Origin of the sequence: Parabacteroides gordonii MS-1 = DSM 23371 (assembly GCF_000969825.1) — a bacterium.
GTDB lineage: Bacteria > Bacteroidota > Bacteroidia > Bacteroidales > Tannerellaceae > Parabacteroides > Parabacteroides gordonii.
In genome coordinates, this window is the sequence record NZ_KQ033922.1 from 134,318 (window position 1) to 152,865 (window position 18,548).

Annotated in this window: 11 protein-coding genes; 5 read left to right on the forward strand and 6 right to left on the reverse strand. The window is 49.0% G+C overall.

Annotated features, from left to right (window positions below):
* Positions 1-175 precede the first annotated feature (175 nt).
* The 5 genes from HMPREF1536_RS25965 (at position 176) to HMPREF1536_RS25985 (ending at position 9,716) form a co-directional block, all read left to right on the forward strand.
* Positions 176-1,255, forward strand: a complete 1,080-nt coding sequence (locus tag HMPREF1536_RS25965; RefSeq protein ID WP_225608127.1) for a glycoside hydrolase family 43 protein — start codon at positions 176-178, stop codon at positions 1,253-1,255.
* A 221-nt stretch (positions 1,256-1,476) separates the two neighbouring features.
* A complete protein-coding gene (locus HMPREF1536_RS25970; protein ID WP_028727475.1) occupies positions 1,477-2,496 on the forward strand; it encodes a FecR family protein in 1,020 nt (339 codons plus the stop codon).
* A gap of 187 nt (positions 2,497-2,683) precedes the next feature.
* Positions 2,684-6,244 (forward strand): TonB-dependent receptor, encoded by a 3,561-nt coding sequence (locus tag HMPREF1536_RS25975; protein ID WP_225608115.1) that lies wholly within the window; start codon positions 2,684-2,686, stop codon positions 6,242-6,244.
* A gap of 20 nt (positions 6,245-6,264) precedes the next feature.
* Complete coding sequence (locus HMPREF1536_RS25980) at positions 6,265-8,187, forward strand: RagB/SusD family nutrient uptake outer membrane protein (protein ID WP_028727477.1); 1,923 nt, start codon at positions 6,265-6,267, stop codon at positions 8,185-8,187.
* A gap of 137 nt (positions 8,188-8,324) precedes the next feature.
* Positions 8,325-9,716, forward strand: a complete 1,392-nt coding sequence (locus tag HMPREF1536_RS25985) for a sulfatase (RefSeq protein WP_225608126.1) — start codon at positions 8,325-8,327, stop codon at positions 9,714-9,716.
* Here HMPREF1536_RS25985 and HMPREF1536_RS25990 read toward each other — a convergent pair.
* The 6 genes from HMPREF1536_RS25990 to HMPREF1536_RS26015 form a co-directional block, all read right to left on the reverse strand.
* Positions 9,688-10,275, reverse strand: a complete 588-nt coding sequence (locus HMPREF1536_RS25990) for an RNA polymerase sigma-70 factor (RefSeq protein ID WP_028727479.1) — start codon at positions 10,273-10,275, stop codon at positions 9,688-9,690. The two genes, HMPREF1536_RS25985 and HMPREF1536_RS25990, sit on opposite strands and share 29 nt — an antisense overlap.
* A gap of 122 nt (positions 10,276-10,397) precedes the next feature.
* Complete coding sequence (locus HMPREF1536_RS25995) at positions 10,398-11,300, reverse strand: glycosyltransferase family protein (protein ID WP_028727480.1); 903 nt, start codon at positions 11,298-11,300, stop codon at positions 10,398-10,400.
* A 220-nt stretch (positions 11,301-11,520) separates the two neighbouring features.
* Positions 11,521-13,059: an alpha-N-arabinofuranosidase gene (locus tag HMPREF1536_RS26000; protein ID WP_028727481.1), complete on the reverse strand. Its 1,539-nt coding sequence runs from the start codon at positions 13,057-13,059 to the stop codon at positions 11,521-11,523.
* Between the two features lie 4 nt (positions 13,060-13,063).
* Positions 13,064-15,562 carry an alpha-L-arabinofuranosidase C-terminal domain-containing protein gene (locus tag HMPREF1536_RS26005; RefSeq protein ID WP_028727482.1) on the reverse strand — a complete coding sequence of 833 codons (2,499 nt, stop codon included), beginning with the start codon at positions 15,560-15,562 and terminating at the stop codon, positions 13,064-13,066.
* Positions 15,563-15,581: 19 nt separating this feature from the next.
* On the reverse strand, positions 15,582-16,961 hold the full coding sequence (locus HMPREF1536_RS26010) for a glycoside hydrolase family 27 protein (protein ID WP_028727483.1): 1,380 nt from the start codon (positions 16,959-16,961) through the stop codon (positions 15,582-15,584).
* A 248-nt stretch (positions 16,962-17,209) separates the two neighbouring features.
* On the reverse strand, positions 17,210-18,028 hold the full coding sequence (locus HMPREF1536_RS26015) for a DUF6261 family protein (RefSeq protein ID WP_028727484.1): 819 nt from the start codon (positions 18,026-18,028) through the stop codon (positions 17,210-17,212).
* Between the last annotated feature and the right edge of the window lie 520 nt (positions 18,029-18,548).

The following is an 18,548-nucleotide window of genomic DNA, read 5'->3' on the forward strand; positions in this document are numbered from 1 at the left end:
GCAAGTGTTTCATGCAGGTGAAACACTTGTTTCATCAGGGTGGAACAACTGTTTCACCTGCATGAAACAAAAATAAGTCCGGCTGCTTTCTGTTGCCAGTCGGTTAGTCAAATAAAAAAGAATAGCAATGATAAGAATATTAAGTTTGGTTCTACTACTGGTGTCATGTACCGGTATGAAGGCTCAGGAGATTATGCCCGGTGAAAGATGGCCGGATGATAAAGGCGTTCATGTCAATGCGCATGGCGGCGGTATGTTGTATGCCGACGGAACCTATTATTGGTTCGGTGAGTTTAAAAACGATACGACCAGTGTGGCGCTGGATGGTGTTACCTGCTATTCTTCCTGCGATCTGGTTCACTGGAAGAATGAAGGAATTGCCATGCCCGTTATGCCGGAAGAGTCTTATAGCGATATTGAAAGGGGTTGTATATTGGAACGTCCGAAGGTTGTTTATAATAAAAAGACCAATAAATATATAATGTGGTTTCATCTGGAACTGAAAGGAAAGGGATATGCGGCCGCCCGTGTCGGAGTAGCTGTAAGCGATAAGGTTACAGGCCCTTACCGTTTCGTCCATTCTTATCGTCCCTGTGCCGGCTTCTGGCCGGAGAATATGCCGGAAAAAGACCGTTCCCTGAAAGTAACGCCGAAAGATTTTGCCGAATGGTGGACACCCGAATGGAGCAAAGCCGTAGAAGAAGGCCTGTTCGTCCGCCGGGATATGGAAGGCGGGCAAATGTCGCGCGACATGACTATCTATGTGGATGATGACGGAAAAGCCTATCATATCTATTCTTCGGAAGAAAACCTTACTTTGCAGATCGCTGAACTGACCGACGATTACCAGAGCCATACCGGACGATATATCCGTATATTCCCTGGCGGTCATAACGAGGCACCGGCCATCTTCAAAAAAGACGGAACCTACTTTATGATTACTTCCGGTTGTACGGGTTGGGATCCGAATGAAGCCCGCCTGTTCTCCGCTTCTTCCATCTGGGGGCCGTGGACACAGCATCCTAACCCTTGCCGTGGAGATGATGCCGCTCTCACTTTCCATTCGCAAAGCACCTTTATCTTCCCCGTAGCCGGCAAAAAGGACGCCTTCATCTTTATGGGCGATCGCTGGACACCGAAGCATCCATCCGATGCCCGTTATATCTGGCTACCGATACAGTTTGAGAACGGCCTGCCGATATTGAAGTGGATGGATAAATGGAGCTTGGATTATTTTGATACAAAGACCTTTTAGTGCGGATGATGTAGCTTTAGGAAATATTGAATTCTCTGTTTATAGCAGTCAGTTATATTGTCTCGTTGATATTGGGCGGGTTTGGAACCCGCCCCTACGAGGGCACCCTTTATTGATATGTTAATGAATTGTAAATAACCGAATCTTACCCCCAGACGAAACCGGATAGTGTGTATTCTTTATAAACGATACAACTAACAAGTACGATTATAAAGATATATATGGAAGAAACTACCATCCTGTCACTTTTACAAAAGTATATAAAGGATCAATGCACCGAGCAGGAACTACGCACATTGCTCCATTGGCTGAAATCGTCGGACAATCCTGTGGATTTAGATTTGGTCATCCAGCCCCTATGGAATGCGATCGATCAGAATATGGCTCGTCCGGATCAGGAAAGGGAAAACGAGCTGCGCAAAGAAGTATCTTCCCTGCTCTCTACAATCAAACAGGGCAGTAAACCTGTCTCTAATACAGGCGTTGGTAATAAGAAATATTTAACTAACTTTTACCGGATCGCCGCCATGTTGGTACTGGTTTTCAGTGTGACATTTGGCCTGCTGAAAGTGCTCGACCGTTCGCAACCCGTAATAACCTATGCCGAGAAAACATCCGCGAAAGGGGAGAAGAAAAGCCTACAACTGGCAGACGGTACCCGTATTATCCTGAATTCCGGGACGAACCTTCGCATCCCGTCCGACTTTAATAAGGACAACCGCGTGATAGAACTGGAAGGGGAAGGCTTTTTCGATGTCGCCCCCAATCCGGATAAACCTTTTATCATCCGGAGCGGAAATGCACAAGTCCGTGTGTTGGGTACTTCCTTCGATTTCAAATCCTATAAGGAAGACGAGTTCATCAAGCTGACCGTCTCGACCGGTAAAGTTCGGATAAATGTCACCGACCAGGATCTCCAGTTATCCGTATCTCCCAACGAACACCTGTCCATTAATAAAGTGGACGGGAATATTAATAAGGAAACCATTCAGGAAAACAATTATATCAAATGGATACAGGGTTCTTTGTATTTCAATAAGGAACCGATACGCGAGGTGATAAAAACCATTAACCGGACATACAACCGCAAAGTAATCCTGCAATGTAAGAATTGTGACTACAAGATCACCGGGACACACGACAACAAGAGTATCGAAGCGGTAATCGAAGCGATCTGCTTTACCACCGGCCTTCATAGCCGACAAGAAGGGGAAAAGATAATATTATATGATAAATTATAAGTCGAACATAAAATAAACAGCCTATGATATAGATACTAAAAAGAAGTAAAAACTCAAAAAGCAGTAGTGCTGTCACACTACTGCTTTACTAAAATTTCAGCGGGGAATAACCACTAATTTGAACCACTAATGATCGAGTGTCCCTGCTTGTCTTAACAAACATCATTCATTAAAACATTACAAATGTATGAATTATAATCTAATATTTAACAAGACCATTATGCGAACATCGTTGACTGTATGTGCGATCGCTTTGTCTTCCCAGCTGCTATGCGCGGAAGCAGTTTTAGGGCAAGGCCTTAAAGAGAATAACATCTCATATACAGTAAAAAAGGTTTCCGTTAGCGACGCTTTCGAGCAATTGAGTAAGATCACCGGATTTAATTTCTTTTATGACGAGTCGGTATTGAAGGATCTGAAGGCAGTGAACCTTCAGGTGAAGAATGGGTCTATCGATACTATTCTGAATGAACTATCGCATCAGACAGGACTTTATTTTAAGAAGATCAATAACACGATTTCAGTTAGTCGCCAACGATTTGATGTAGCCGGGCCGCAGTCTGCCCAGCAGAGTAAAAAACTAACGGGTGTGATCCGCGATAACTATGGCGATCCTATTATCGGAGCCAACGTGATCGTGAAGGGAACGACAAACGGGACGATCACCGGTATCGACGGTGACTTCTCGATCGACGTACCGGAGAACGGGACACTCGTAGTCTCTTTTATCGGCTATCTGAGCCGTGAAATTCCTGTCGGGAAGGACACTTCGATAGATGTTACGTTGATGGAAGATACCCAGCGGCTGGATGAAGTAGTCGTGGTAGGGTATGGCGTCCAGAAGAAAGCGAACCTGACCGGTGCCGTTTCTTCCGTGAAGATGGAAGAAGTGATGGGGAGTCGTCCGCTGACGAATGCGACGGATGCCTTGCAGGGTACAGTGGCCGGTTTGCTGGTGAGCAATAACGGAAATACGCCGGGTAAGAGCAAATCTTTCCAGATACGCGGTGCTTATTCGGTCGGTATCAAGAACGACGACGGTTCGTATGGTAGTGCCATCAAGCCGCTTGTCCTGATCGACAACGTGGAAGGCGACCTGGATATGATCAATCCTGAAGATATCGAGACGGTGACCGTCCTGAAAGATGCGGCCTCTGCTGCCATCTACGGGGCACGTGCTGCCGGCGGTGTTATCCTCGTGACGACCAAACGTCCGAAAGGCGCAACCACCTTCCAGCTGAATTACAACAATAATTTCGCTTTTGCCAATTCAATAAACCTGCCGAAACAGGCACCTTTGATGGACTACCTGCAGGCTTATTCGGATGCCGCCGGCGATCAGTTCTGGACAATGGGATCACCCAGCGTGCAGAAATGGATGGGGTATCTGGAACAGTACCGTAACAATCCTTCTTCCCTCAATACGGTAGGGGATGGCATCTTCAAAGATACCGACGGCGCTGTCTATTATCTGAATGAGAAAGACCTGGTGAAGAATATGATGGAAACGAGTTTCCAACAGACCCATAACCTGTCGGCCACCGGTGGCACGGATAAGATCCGTTATCGTTTGTCGGCTGGATATATCGGAAACGACGGTGTATTGATCACAGATAAGGATAAATACAAACGTATGAATATCAGTAGTTTCCTTTCTGCGGATGTAACCAGTTGGTTCACCCAGGAGGCGACATTCAGCTATGCCCACAGCAAGACGACCGAACCGAAGTCGGCCCTGGGCGCCGTATATTCCACCCGTTTGGCTTCTTTCTATCCGGAAGGCACTATGCCGGAAGGTATCTCCGATGCGGGAACAGGTCTACCGTTCTTCACTCCGGCCAACCAGATACGCTGGTCTAATACGGCAACTACCCTGGGGGATAATCCGCGCCTATTCCTGAAGTCGATCGTGAAGCCTTTTGAAGGTTTCCAGGTAGCTTTCGAATATACGTTCGACAAGAACATTTATGACTATCATTGGTATACCGGAAGTGTAGATTATACGACCGTACAGGGCGGTAAAGACACGACTCCGACCAACGATTATCTGCAGAAAACAAAACGCTATACCAATTATAATTCGATCAACCTCTATGGTACTTACGACTTCGTATTAGGTAAGGAGCATAAATTCAAAGTGATGGCCGGTTTCAACCAGGAGTCGAGCTACCAGGAAACGATGGAAGCCTTCTCTTACGGGCAGGCGGTGATCGAGGTGCCTTCTTTGGGTTCGGGAACGTCTACTTTGAAAGCAACCGATAAGTATAACGAATATACGGTACGCGGCGGTTTCTTCCGTGTGAACTACAACTATGCCGACCGTTACCTGTTGGAAGTGAACGGGCGTTACGATGGTTCGTCGAAGTTCCCGAAAGACTCCCGCTATGGTTTCTTCCCCTCTGTTTCCGCCGGTTGGAATATCGCACAGGAACAGTTTATGGAACGTACGCAGGATTGGTTGAGCTCTTTGAAGTTGCGTGCTTCGTATGGTATGATCGGTAACCAGAATGTTCCGGCTTATTCGTACATCCCGACCATGACGATCAACAACAAGTATAACGGCTGGGTGACCGGCGGCGATTATGTGACGGCCATCACTTCCATCCCTTCGCTGGTAAGCTCCAGCTTTACCTGGGAGAAGGTCGGTACGCTCGATATCGGTTTGGATATGTCTATGCTCAACAGCCGCCTGGTGGGTTCCTTCGACTGGTACCAGCGTAACACGAACGGTATGTTGGCTCCGGGCATGCAGCTTCCGGCGGTAGTGGGTGCGGATGCGCCTTACCAGAACACGGCGGATATGCGTACGCGTGGTTGGGAGTTGAGCCTGAACTGGCGCGATCAGATAGCCAAAGTCGGTTACCGTGTCGGCTTCAACCTGTCGGACAGCAAATCGCAGATTGTAAAGTATAACAGCAACTCTTCCTATATCTTAAGCAGCCAGCAGACAAATGCACTGACCGGCGGTACATATACCTTCTGGAATTTCTACGAAGGAAAGAACCTGGGGGAAATCTGGGGATATGAAGCAGACGGTTTCTATTCTGTGGATGACTTCACGGATACTTCTTCCTGGAAGTTGAAAGACGGCGTAGCATCGATCGACGGTTACAACCCTCGTCCGGGTGACGTGAAGTTCAAGAACCTGATAGATGACGAACGGGGAACGAATATGATCTCGAGCGGCGACAATACGTTGACCAATCCGGGTGACCGGAAAGTGATCGGTAACGAGACGCCCCGTTATCTGTACGGTATTAACCTGGGAGTCGATTATAAAGGTTTCGACCTGAGCGTCTTCCTGCAAGGAACCGGTAAACGGGATGCATGGCTGGCTAATACGCTGACCTTCCCGTTGTATTCGGACTTTAAGTTTATCCCGTTGTACGAAGGTTTGAGTAATTACTGGAAACCGGTCGATGCGGCTAACGGTGACTACACCAACGCTAATCCGGGTGCCGAATTCCCGCGTATCTATGGTAATTACGGAAACCAGGCATCCAATTATCGCCAGTCTGACAAGTATCTTTCGAATGCTTCTTATCTGCGTATCAAGAATGTTACTTTGTCGTATAACTTCCCGAAGAACTGGTTGTCGAAGATCTCTTTGTCTCAGTTGAGGGCATTTGTAAGCGTGGAAAACCTCGCTACCTTCTCTTCGCTGCCGAAGGGGATCGACCCGGAAACGTTGAAATGGGATTATCCGGCTTACCGTACCGTTTCGTTCGGTCTTAATCTTACGTTATAAACCTAAATTAGTACGAGTATATGAAAAGATTATTTATAAGTTTAGCAGTTCTTACCGGCCTCACGTTCTCGAGCTGTAACGACAGTTTTCTGGATAAGGCACCGGTGACGGATCTGACTGAGGAGAATGCTTTCAATTCCTATGATAACTTCAAGGCTTTCATGTGGCCTTGCTACGAGATGTTTACGAATACGACGATCCGTACTTCGCTGGCCGGCTTCGGGCAGAACGGACAGTATCAGGGGGATCTGGATGCGGGTTACATGCAGCAGAAGTACGAAAGCGGTTATAATAAGTTTGCTTACCAAACGGTGGCCAGTGCCGCCAGCGGTAACGGGTGGGACTTTAAAACGTTTATCCGCCGTATCAACATCATGCTTTCGCATATCGATGGCTCGAGTATGAAAGAGGATGAGAAAAACCATTGGCGTTCAGTGGGCTATTTCTTCCATTCTTTCTGGTATATGGAACTGATCGACCGTTTCGGTGATGTCCCCTGGGTAGACCAGGTGTTGGCGGAAGACTCTCCAGAAGCTTACGGGAAACGTGAAGACCGGATGGTGGTTGCCGATAGAGTATTGGAACGTCTGCAATGGGCCGAACAGAACATCGGTAACTTCACCTCCCAAAACGGGGAGAATACGATCGATCGCAACTGTGTACGGGCAGCCCTTTCCCGCTTTACCCTGCGTGAAGGAACCTGGCGCAAATACCATGAGTTGGGTGATTATGAAAAGTACCTGAACGAATGCGTACGTGTATCCGAACTGCTGATGAGCGATTATCCGACCTTGTATCTCGGTACCGACGGACAGCCGGCAGCCGGATATGGTGAAATGTGGACAACCGAAGATCTGGGGTCTATTCCGGGTGTTATCTTTTACAAGTCGTATGTAGCCGACATCAATCCGAGCGGTAGCAGCTATATCGAACATACCTCTTCGCACTATGTGGAAATGAACCAGAATACGGTCGACCTGTATCTGATGAAGAACGGTAAGCCGATCTTGAACAGTGCATCCGCCTATCATGGAAACAAGGATATGTATGCTACCTTCCGCGACCGCGATCCGCGTTTGTACCACACGGTGATACCACCTTATAAGGTGCAGGCCGGTAAAGGCGATTATCCTACCTGGTCGTATACGGATAATCCGGCCGACCGCGAATATATAGATATTATGGGGCCTAATGAAAGTTGCAGTAACCCGGGTGTGGGTATGAAACGCCTTCCGGGCCAGAACTGGAGTGCTTCTCTGGTTCCCGAAATACCACGACTGGGTACGGGTGCTTTCGTCACCTGCCGCTCCGGTTACTATGTATGGAAGAACTGGGATAACTGGGAAACCAGCTTTAATAACGGTAACCTGAATACGGCCGACAAACCGATCTTCAAGATCGAAGAGGTATTGCTGAATGAAGCGGAAGCGAAGTTCGAACTGGGTAGTTTCGACCAAAGCGTTGCTGACAAAACGATTAATAAGCTACGCGACCGTGCCGGAATCGCCAAGATGGTGGTAGCGGATATCGATGCCGGCTTCGACCCGAACCGCGGGAAATATTATCCGAAAAACAACGATGCAGGTATTCAGGTAGACCCGGTGTTGTGGGAGATCCGCCGCGAACGTATCATCGAGTTGATGGGCGAAGGTTTCGGTTTTTATGATGTGCGCCGTTGGCGTATGGCTCCGTGGTTCCTGAACAAACCGGCTACGGGTATCTGGACGACGAAGGAGATGGCTTCGACCAACAGCATGACGCTCTATAATCCTCAGACCGGTTATTCGGACGGAACGAACGGTTCGTTGGCGGAAGGTAATATTTACCTTTTCAACGATCCGCTGAAAGAGGGCAAGGGATGGCTCGAAAAGTTTTACCTGTATCAGGTTCCGACCACAGAGATCCTGCTGAATCCGGAACTGGAACAGAACCCCGGATGGTAATCATCCTTTGATCAATTTATAAATGAAGGCCGTTTCGGAAGGTATTTATCCCTGCTTGAAACGGCCTTTCTGTTTTATCTCTATATTTGCATCCTATGAAACATGGTAATTTATATTGGGCTGCGCCTCTGGTATGGATGGCGGGCCTGCAACAGATACAGGCGGCAGGCGACAGCAAACAGCCGAACATTGTTTTCATCCTGGCGGACGACCTGGGATGGACAGACCTGGGCGTGATGGGGAGCGATTATTACGAAACCCCCAATATCGACCGCCTTGCCTCGCAGGGGTTGCTGTTCGATAATGCGTATGCGGCGGCAGCCAACTCAGCTCCCAGCCGTGCCTGTATGATGACCGGCATGTACACGCCGCGGCATGGCGTATTCACCGTCAGCCCACCCGACCGGGGCGACCGTACGAAACGTAAGCTGATCCCGTGTCCCAATACGGACGATGTGCGTGCCGACTTTGTGACCCTGGCCGAAGCGCTTCAGCAACAAGGCTATCAGTGCGGACATATCGGTAAATGGCATCTGGGGGATGATGCCGACGGGACAGGGCCGTTGTCGCAAGGCTTCATCCGAAACGTTGGCGGAAACCGTGCCGGATCTCCTTATTCGTATTTCTATCCTTATTGCCTACCGGACAAGAGCAAATGCCATTTGGGGCTCGACGAAGGACAGCCGGGCGAATACCTGACGGATCGTTTGACGGATGAGGCGATTGCTTTCGTCCGCTCCCATAAAGATGCTCCTTTTTTCCTGCATCTGTCCCATCATGCGGTACATACGGCTTTGCAGGCTCCCGACTCGCTGGTGGAGAAATACCGTAACAAGCCTGCCGGAACGTATCACACCAATCCCATCTACGCGGCAATGATCGAGAAGCTCGACGATGGCGTGGGTAAGCTATGTAAAGAAATTGAAGACCTCGGCCTTTCCGCTAATACCCTGATCGTGTTCTATTCGGACAACGGCGGTTCGGAGCCGGTGACGGACAATTACCCGCTGAACGGCGGCAAGGGAATGCCTTACGAAGGAGGTTCCCGCGTCCCGCTGATCCTGAAATGGGCAGGAAAGATAGAACCCGGAAGCCGTACTTCGGTGCCCGTTACGGGTGTCGATTTCTATCCGACTTTTGTCAATCTGGCGCAAGGTACGGTATCTGCGGATCTGGACGGAGAGGATATTTTCGAAGTCGTAAAGAATTGTAAGTCCGACCGCGATCTCTTCTGGCATTTCCCGGCTTACCTGGAGTCTTATGCAGATGGAGGACAGGGTTTCCGTTCCCGGCCTTATTCCAGCATGCGTTCGGGCGATTGGAAGCTGATCTGTAATTACGAGGATCAGTCGCTCGAACTGTATAACCTGAAAGAGGATCTGGGAGAGACGAAGAACCTTGCGGAGAGCCGTCCGGAGAAACGGGAGGAGCTTTACCGCAAGCTGAAGCTGTGGATCGAACAGACCCATGCCCCGATCCCGACGGAACCGAACCCTTATTTTACATCATCAGATATAAAAGGACACTGATCGAAATATCGCTATGTTTGCCGAAATAGGTCTTGATGAAGCGGAGCGACTCGGAGATATGTTCCTGAACGGTGTTGACCGATATGCCGAGTTGTTCCGCAATCTCTTTATGTGTCAGGTTATCCATCCGACTCATATTGAATACCTTCTTTCTCTGCGGCGATAGCTGTTCGATGGCTTCTTTCAGGATGTTCTGATATTCCGTATAGATCAGATCCGACTCGATTACGTCTTCTTCGACCGGTTTGTTCTGTGCCAGTATGGACTTGGCTTTTGCATCTATATCCATATCCCGGAAATAATTCAGTACCCGGTTGCGGGCCATCGTATAAAGGAAGGAAGAAAAGGAAAGGTCTGGATTGATGAAAACGCGCGATTCCCACACGCGGATAAAGATCTCCTGCACAATATCGTTCGTCTCCTCTTCCGATTTCAGCAGGCTCAGGCAGAAATAATGCAACTTATCCTTATACCGGATATAAAGTTCGCTGAAAGCGGCCTCGTCATCGTGTATAATTAAAGTGATTAAATCTGTGTCCGTTTTATCCCTAAGCCTCATTGTGGTATACTCTTTCTCCTTTGTGTACTACAATAATACGGCTTTTTTCGCAATAAAAAAAGTTCCCGGGAGAGTACACTTAGTGTATCTTCCGGGAACCTATTATATTCAACTTGTCTTAATTAAAACAATTTTTCCGGGTATTCGCCGGCATCTACCAATGCCTGGATTTTGTCAACAACACCCTGGCGGTCGGCTGCATATGTTACGCCAAACCATTTGGAAGTGGTGTCCCATACTTTTACGCGGGCAGTGCCGTTCGTGATCAGTTCGTTTACCATCAGCGGGATGAAGTATTCGCTTTTCAGGTTATCCATGTTCTTTTTCAGGAAGTCTTTGAAGAACTCTTCCGAATAAGCGAAATAGTCGGGAGTGAAGCCCCACATATTCATGGAAACCGGAGTGTTTTCTTCCAGAACCACTTTCTTTCCGTTCTCGTCGATGAATTGGATGTCGCCGTCGATACGTTCGATAGCCGTACGTTCCACTACACCTGTCAGATAACCTTCTGCATTTGTCTCGCAAACGCCACGGGCTACGGAACCACTTTCACTCAATGTATTACCTACACGGTAGCCTACCATACAATAATCGTTCTTCTTACCGGTCATTTCAGTCAGGGCTTTGCCAAGCACGGCGAAGCTGTCGCGTCCGTAGAAGTCGTCGGCATTGATAACGGCAAATGGTTCTTTGATCACGTCTTTACCCATCAGAACGGCATGGTTGGTACCCCAGGGCTTTTCGCGTCCTTCCGGGCAGGTGAAACCTTCCGGCAGGTTATTCAGATCCTGGAATACGACTTCAACAGGAATATGGTTTTCGTATTTTGAAATGATCTTTTCGCGGAAATCTTTTTCGAATGACTCACGGATAACAAAAACTAATTTCCCGAATCCACCGCGGATAGCATCGAAAATAGAGTAGTCCATGATTGTTTCACCATTAGGGCCCAGGCCATCCAGCTGTTTCAGACCACCGTAACGGCTACCCATTCCGGCAGCTAATACAAATAATGTAGGTTTCATAATTCTTTTATTTTAGATAATGTATTTTTCATTCTGCTGGCAAAGGTAGAAAACTATTGACAAATCGCAATTCACATTTGGAATAAATTTTACCTGGTTAGTGCGAAGACTGCACCCGCCCGAGTGCGGTCATCGCACCTTACCGCGTGCGGAGGTCGCACCCTCTCACGTGCGGTAGTCGTACCTTGCCGGGTGCGGTTACTGCACACGAAAGGAAAGGTTATTTCACTTCCAGAACGACGATCGACTTAGCCGGCATACTGATCTTCAGCTGTCCTTTTTCCACCTTCGCTCCGTTGAAAACTGCCGGTTTAACGAAATCGGGCTTTTCAAAGGTGTTATGGTCGTTGATGGAAGGAGAGGTGAGGATGCGGCCGTTTACTCCGGATATTTTTTGGCCTTGCAGGTCGAGAGAAATATTTTGGGCGTTGTCTGTATCCACATTGGCTAATGTGATATGGATCACTCCGTTTTTATCTTTCGAGGCGGATGCGCTCAGCATCGGTACTTCGCGGTTGTCGCGTACCTGGGCTTTGTCGCAGATCAGATCCATCGGAAGGAAGGTGGCATCCTGATGCACTTTATACATTTCAAAGACATGATAGGTAGGAGTAAGCATCATCTTCGGGCCGTTGGTCAGGATCATGGACTGGAGGACGTTTACGATCTGGGCGATGTTCGTCATTTTCAGACGGTCGGTGTATTTGTGGAATACATTCAGCGAGAGGGCGGCCACGAATGCATCGCGCAGGGTGTTTTGCTGATAAAGATGGCCGTTGATAGTGCCCGGTTCTTCATCCCACCAGGTTCCCCATTCGTCGAGCATCAGGGCTACGTTCTTCTTCGGGTCGTATTTGTCCATGATGGTGATGTGCTTTTTAATGACGTCCTCTATTTCAAGACATTTCCCCATCGTCCAGTAGAAGTCTTCCTTGTTGAAGTCGGTGGCGGAACCTTTACTGCCGCTCCATCCGGTCACGGTGTAATAATGCAGGGAAAGGCCGTCCATCCGGCCGCCGACGTTTTTCATCAGCGTTTCTGTCCAGTTATAATCATAGTCGCTGGCACCGCTGGCAATCTTGAACAGGCGGTTACCGTCGTAATTGCGGCAGTAGGTGGAATAGCGGCGGTAGAGGTCGGCATAATATTCCGGGCGCATGCTGCCACCGCATCCCCAGCTCTCGTTGCCGACACCGATGAATTTCACGTTCCAGGCTTTGTCGCGGCCGTTCTGGCGGCGCAGGCGAGCCATCGGGCTGTCGCCTTCCGAAGTCATATATTCGACCCACTTTGCCATTTCTTCAACAGTCCCGCTACCGACGTTGGCACTGATATACGGTTCGCAACCCAGCAGTTCGCAAAGGTTGAGGAACTCGTGGGTACCGAAGCTATTGTCTTCGATCGTTCCACCCCAGTTGTTGTTGACCATTTTAGGACGGTTCTCTTTCGGGCCGATACCGTCCATCCAGTGATATTCGTCGGCGAAGCAGCCGCCCGGCCAGCGCAGGTTGGGGATTTGCAGCTCTTTCAAGGCCTGCAATACATCGTTGCGGTAACCTTGTGTGTTGGGAATGTCGGATTCGGGGCCTACCCAAAGCCCGCCATAGATGCAGGTTCCCAGATGTTCGGCGAACTGACCGTATATGTGTTTACTGATTTGCTGTGTTCCCTGCTGGGGATATACACGAATGCTCGCATCTTTTTGAGCGAACAGGGGGAGTGCCAGAAAGGCAAGGGCACTGATGAATAACTTTTTCATGATATTACTTTTTTGTGAGATTAGTATTATTCTGTTTGATACGGATCAGGGTAAATGAATAGGCCGGCAGGTCGACGTCGAAGTCGTTGCTGATGCGGACGGTGCCGGTTGCGGGTTTAGCCTGTTTGTCGTCCGGCTTGCCGGTCAGGGTGATCAATTCTGCCGTTCCTTCGATGGCAGGTACGTCGTTCAGGACGATATTCGTTTGCGTCGGGACAGGCAGCAGGTTGACCAGTTTAACGATCAGGTCGTTCGTACGGCTGTCGCGTACCACCGAGGCGGCAACACGTTTCTGCACGGCATCGCTGTTTTCAGAGACGATCACGCGGCTGGTCAGGTACTCGTCGCCGGCATGTTGCCCGTAAAGCTGTTGTACATAGTAGCCGACTGTCGGTTTGACCTCTTCGTTATTGAAATAGATCAGATCCGGGTTCCACTGCGTATGACCTTCCTTGGCCAGGAGAGGAGCATACGAAGTCATGTGTACGACATCCCCGTTACGTTCGAGGGCAGTCATATAGAGCGCTTCTGCCAAAGCCGTTTCCAGGTTGTTGGGACGGCCGGGAAGATGGGCGGCATATTCACCCAGGTAGACCTTCGATTTGGAACGGTCGTATTTATCGTAATAATCCTGGTTGTGGATAAACCAACCCGGTTTCTGGTAGTAGTGCTCGTCCACCATCGGGATGTTCAGTTTGTTGGCCAGCTCCCAACCCTCTTCATAATCGGTTCCTTCCGAGTACGGGCCGACCGTACCGATGACGGTGATTTCCGGATGCTTCTCCTTTACTGCATTGAACAGCATGGTGAACCGTTCTTCGAAAAGGTCGGTGATCAGGTCTTCGTTGCCGATACCGATATATTTCAGGTTGAAAGGTTTCGGATGTCCGGCTTCGGCACGTTTCCGTCCCCATTCGGTTTTCACGTCGCCGTTGGCATATTCGATCAGGTCGAGTATTTCCTGCACGTAAGCGTCCATTTCAGACATCGGGATGCCGCCTTGCTGCCCGCCGCCTACAAGATGTTTGCAAGCCGAGTTCTGGCAGGGGACGCCGGCTGCTACGACAGGAACCGGTTCGGCTCCGATGTCTTCGCAGAACTGGAAGTATTCGAAATAACCCAGTCCGGCAGTCTGATGGTACCCCCAAAGGTTGCGTTGCGGCTTGCGCGCTTCCAATGGGCCGATGGTGTTTTTCCAGCGGTATATATTATCCAGTCCGTCGCCATGCGCCACACAACCGCCGGGGAAGCGGACGAAGCGCGGATGAATATCGGCAATGGCTTGTGCCAGGTCGGCACGCAGGCCGTTCGGACGGTTCCTGAATGTCTTTTCGGGAAACAGGGAGATCATATCGAGGGCGATCGTTCCGGTTGCGGCCGGGGTAATCTCCAACCGGGCATCAGATACGTTTTCTTTTGCCGCCAGGGTCACATTCAGTTTCTTCCATTCGCGGGATAATCCCCCGGTGGAACCTTCGGCGTAGATGCGGCCATCCTTACCCGTCAGGTGTACCTGTAACTTCCCGTTCTTTCCTTCCAGCGTACGGGCAAAAACGGAGAATTTATATTTATCACCGGCTTTGAGAACGATACCGTCGAAGCCTTCGTTCGTCAGGCTTGCTCCGGGACGGTCGGTCTTTAATACGGCATAATGAGGGTTGTTGGGATGTATCGGCTGCACGGAGTCGATGGTGAAAGTGGCATTGTTCCCTTTCAGGCTCCAGGCTGTCCGGCTGTTCCAGTCGGGGTCGTGACCTTCTTTGTCGGCAGGTGTGTACTCGAAGTCACGGTTTTGTATCAGTTCGGCATACAGGCCGCCGTCGGCAGCGTAGTTGATATCTTCGAAGAATACGCCTACCAACAGGTCACTGATCGGCTTTTTTTGCTGTCCGTTCACGATCACTTTTGTATCGAACGGTTTCAGGGTGGCGAAACGTACCGGGTCTTCTCCGGTTGTTTCACTGTAAATCCTGTCTTTGTAAACAGTCCTGTCTTTGGCGGCAATCAGGTTCTCGATCACCTTCCAGGCCACCTTGTGGATAACCCCTGTCTCCGGCTCATCATACAAGACGATCGAACAGCGTTCATGCTGCGGGTCGACGGGGTAGCTTTTCACATCGTACGATTGCCTGCCCCAGTAGATCAGGTCTGCCGAAGCGGCATGGGCAAACGTTTCGGTATATTCGTTGAGCGTCCAGTAGCAATGCCACAGGCCGTCGGGTGTTTGGGTGAGGTAGGGGGAAAGCATTCTTTTTTCGCTGCCCCACCTTCCGTAGTCGCTGCGGAGAAAACTGTGTTCCGGGCCGATGCGGTGCCAGTTTTCCTGGTCGTTGCTCCAGGCAAAATGCAGTCCGTTATGGTTATTATCCTTACCGGTGGCGTAGGAAAACAGATAGGCGGAGTCCGGTTTGCTTGCCAACTCTCCGGTTCTTGCATAGGAAGAACCGGGGAATAGGGTGGTAAGGATCAAAAAAGAGGAAATGATTAGTTTGATCTTTTTCATCATGATATCTATTTATCGGTTAATTGTCAGAGACTAATTTGTATAGGACGGATGCATGCGGGGGAAGGTCGCAGCTTACTTTATCCCCTTTCTGTTCGACCGATTTGTTGTTCCACATTTCCGTGATCAGGCAATTGTTGTTTAGTCCCAGGTCTTTCAGCGGAACTTCGATCACGGTATTCCCTTTATCGTTCAGGTTGAATAGGGCGAGGTATACATCCCCTGTATTTTTATTTCTGGAAGTGATACCCACTTTGCCGTCCTGTTGGAACAGTTGGCGTACTTCCGTGCTTTCCTTGTGCATTTTGAGGACTTCCTTGTTTGTCAGCAGGGAAAGGGTGAAATCGTCGTTGCTGGGCAGGTCGCCGCCGAACATCAGCGGGGAGCGGAAGATGCAGAACAGGTTCATTAATGTATATTGTTCGTCGCGGGTCAGGCGGGTCATGCGGTCTTCCCCCCGTTCGCCACGGATGGAGATACGTCCGAGCGGGATCATATCGCAATCAGGCCATGTGCCCGGAGCGATGTAAGGATACCATTTCTGGCTGATATCGAACAGATGGGTGATATGCGGCCAGGTATCCCACACGTCGTCCACCATTCTCCACATATTGGCATGGCTGCGCACGTGGTCGGCATTGGCAACCGGAGTTTCCCCCGGGGAAGTACTTAATACGATGGGGCGGCCGCAATGGTCGATGGCATTTCGTATCAGCTCGATCTCACCCTGATGGTAGGGGCGCGACAGGTCGTCGATCTTAATAAAATCCACTCCCCACGAAGCATAAAGCTCGAAGATAGAATTGTAGTATTCCTGCGCCCCCGGTTTATCGGCAACGATCGTATAATTATCCCTTAACCATTCGCATTGCAGTTCGGGTGAATAGATCTGGTCGGCGGTGATTCCCTCGATCCCTTTTACCGGCAGTTTCTTTTCGACCGCTTCTTTCGGGATACCGCGCATAATATGGATACCGAATTTCAGTCCTTTATTATGCACATAATCCGCCAGTTCCTTAAACCCTTTGCCGTCTTTGGCCGACGGAAAACGGTTTACTGCCGGCTGGTAACGTCCGTATTCATCCAATACATATCGGGGATCGGTCTGGTTGTAACCGCCTGCCTTGTCGTTTTCCACGAACCAGCGGATGTCTACGACTACATATTCCCAGCCATATTCTTTCAGCTTGTCGGCCATATAGTCGGCATTCGCCTTTACTTCGTGTTCTTCCACTGTCGGGCCGTAGCAATCCCAACTGTTCCAACCCATCGGGGGAGTTTGCGCCCATTCTTTAAATTCACCGTCTTTGAATGGTAGGGGCTGACTGGTTTCTTTTTTCTGCGTGCAGGAGCAACATAGTGCGGTCGCTGCGATCCATAATAATAAATGTTTCTTCATGATATGGTACTGTGATTCTTTATTATGTGTCAAAAATACGTTATATTATTCAAACCACAGTACCACTAATTCGTCAAAAAGGGGGAATTTTAGAGCAATATCCTACGAATTATTGTTTTTTATACAAATATTCGTGGAAAAGGAGGAGATATCGGAAAAATGATGATGATTTGTGCTTCCGGTTAGCTGAGGATATTCAATATAAAGAAGGGCAGGTTCGAAGCCTGCCCTGTATAAGTCTGTCGTATTTATTCAATCACCGGACGATCGTCGTCGGGATCGGGCTTCGGAGTGGGATCAGGTTTGGGAGTCGGATCGGCAGGAATCTCCGGCTTCGTTCCGGCTTTGCGGCGCGAGAGGGTTTCGGAGAATTGCACGATCAATGCGTTAATATTATCGATCAAAACACCCAGCTTTGCTGCCTGCGCTGCATCGTGGGTAATCGTTTCGTTCACCAGCCAGAGGGCGTTGATAGCCTTCACCATCGCACGGTAAGCCTCGTCCGTCTGCGAACGGACAGATTTCAGGTTGTCGTTGCTGACACGGCCGAGCTTGACATCGGAACGGTTCACATACAGTTCGTTGAACTCATTGTTTGCCTGCTTCAACAGGGGAAGCACGTCGGTCAGCCCCAGGGTGGTGATGTATGCTGTATTGGCATCACTTTCGAGGACTTGCAGGCAATTTGTCACCTGCGCCGTGTTTTCGGCGGCCGGTTTTGAGGCTGCATCTTTGTAAGGACGCATCTGGAACTCGATTTTCTGCGCAGCGATCTTTTTTTCGGGCACCGGGCTATAAAGCATAGCAGCAACCACCTGTTTGATATAGATAAAAAGATCATCGCGTTCGCGGTCTTTTTCGTTCATAGCCTGTGTTTCTTCGTAGGCGCGGGTCTGCATATAAAGGTCGTCTTCGCGTTTAAAAAGGTCGGCATAGGTTTTCTGAAGGGTTTCGATCTTCAACTCGACAGCCAGGGCGGAGGTGGCGAAGGTGAGGACGTTGGCATGAAACTGGAAATGCTCGGTGTTGCGGGCGTTGTTTAAATTGGCAGCAACAATTTCTTTCATGGCATTTTTTTATAAGGTTTATACTAAAAAATAAAGTCAGAAGGTTCTGAAAATGGTCTTTTATGGAAATAATATCTTCAGAAAGCTCTGAAAGCGTTTTTCCTTCAAAAAAATAGATTCAGAACCTTCTGATTTTATTTTTCTGTTGAATAATTTATTTCAGAGAGTTCTGAATTTGTCTTTTTATCGAAAAAGCATCTTCAGAAGATTCTGAAAAAATCCAATCGCTCAAACAGAGCAATCAGAAAGTTCTGACGAGCCAAATATAGTCTTTTTAAACTCTCCGACCTAACTTCTCGCCCCGAATTTCAAAAATAAACTGCCTTATCCTCTCGGACGGGGCAGTTTCTGACTATTTACGTGCTTTTACCTACAGCAAAGTAAATATAGTTATTAGGCTTGTCGATCTCCTTCTCCCCTTTTCTGTTGTTAGGAGATGTACCTCTAGGCAATAAAATCATGCTATTGCTTTGGTTTTACAAAAGACGGTAATTATTTTTTTCCGGTGAAATATTTTCCT

Excerpts from the sequence above, each read along its gene's own strand:
- HMPREF1536_RS26005 (WP_028727482.1), bottom strand. The coding sequence starts at position 15,562 with ATGAAAAAGATCAAACTAATCATTTCCTCTTTTTTGATCCTTACCACC.
- HMPREF1536_RS25995 (WP_028727480.1), bottom strand. The coding sequence starts at position 11,300 with ATGAAACCTACATTATTTGTATTAGCTGCCGGAATGGGTAGCCGTTAC.
- HMPREF1536_RS25990 (WP_028727479.1), bottom strand. The coding sequence starts at position 10,275 with ATGAGGCTTAGGGATAAAACGGACACAGATTTAATCACTTTAATTATA.
- HMPREF1536_RS25975 (WP_225608115.1), top strand. The coding sequence starts at position 2,684 with ATGAATTATAATCTAATATTTAACAAGACCATTATGCGAACATCGTTG.
- HMPREF1536_RS25980 (WP_028727477.1), top strand. The coding sequence starts at position 6,265 with ATGAAAAGATTATTTATAAGTTTAGCAGTTCTTACCGGCCTCACGTTC.
- HMPREF1536_RS25985 (WP_225608126.1), top strand. The coding sequence starts at position 8,325 with ATGGCGGGCCTGCAACAGATACAGGCGGCAGGCGACAGCAAACAGCCG.
- HMPREF1536_RS26000 (WP_028727481.1), bottom strand. The coding sequence starts at position 13,059 with ATGAAAAAGTTATTCATCAGTGCCCTTGCCTTTCTGGCACTCCCCCTG.
- HMPREF1536_RS25965 (WP_225608127.1), top strand. The coding sequence starts at position 176 with ATGAAGGCTCAGGAGATTATGCCCGGTGAAAGATGGCCGGATGATAAA.
- HMPREF1536_RS25970 (WP_028727475.1), top strand. The coding sequence starts at position 1,477 with ATGGAAGAAACTACCATCCTGTCACTTTTACAAAAGTATATAAAGGAT.
- HMPREF1536_RS26010 (WP_028727483.1), bottom strand. The coding sequence starts at position 16,961 with ATGAAGAAACATTTATTATTATGGATCGCAGCGACCGCACTATGTTGC.
- HMPREF1536_RS26015 (WP_028727484.1), bottom strand. The coding sequence starts at position 18,028 with ATGAAAGAAATTGTTGCTGCCAATTTAAACAACGCCCGCAACACCGAG.